The sequence below is a fragment of the Arsenophonus endosymbiont of Bemisia tabaci Q2 genome (assembly GCF_902713415.1).
Classification (GTDB): Bacteria; Pseudomonadota; Gammaproteobacteria; order Enterobacterales; family Enterobacteriaceae; genus Arsenophonus.
Genome location: NZ_CACTIE010000230.1, coordinates 1 through 359 on the forward strand (window position 1 = coordinate 1; position 359 = coordinate 359).

Sequence of the window (359 nt, forward strand, 5' to 3'; positions counted from 1 at the left end):
ATATTGAAGCGGGGGGTATCTGCCTTTCACGAAACACTGGACGCCGGAACACTTAAGGGCGCAAAAAGGCACGAAAGGTGATGCAGGTGTTGGTATTAAAAAATCACCGCATCAAAAGAAGGTAATGTCGTGACGTTGACGGTTGAATTAACTTGACGGCACAAAACAAACCCCTTCGTTTGAAGTATAATGCAGCGGATTTTATCCGCTTTTTTTGGGGCTTCATGCAAGCAATGTTAAAGAAATTCCGTGACCGTTTCGGTGAAAAAACCTTTACCACCGATGACAACAAATTACTCCTCTATTTAACCGATGCAGAAAACAGGATGGACAAGAAAGTGTGGGGCGTGATGTATAGC

Annotated in this window: 1 protein-coding gene; it reads left to right on the top strand. The window is 43.7% G+C overall.

The window, feature by feature from the left end:
• Nucleotides 1-152: 152 nt before the first annotated feature.
• Nucleotides 153-359, top strand: a 207-nt coding sequence (locus ARSQ2_RS10405) for a hypothetical protein (protein WP_181995258.1), incomplete at its 3' end; no start/stop codon positions are given.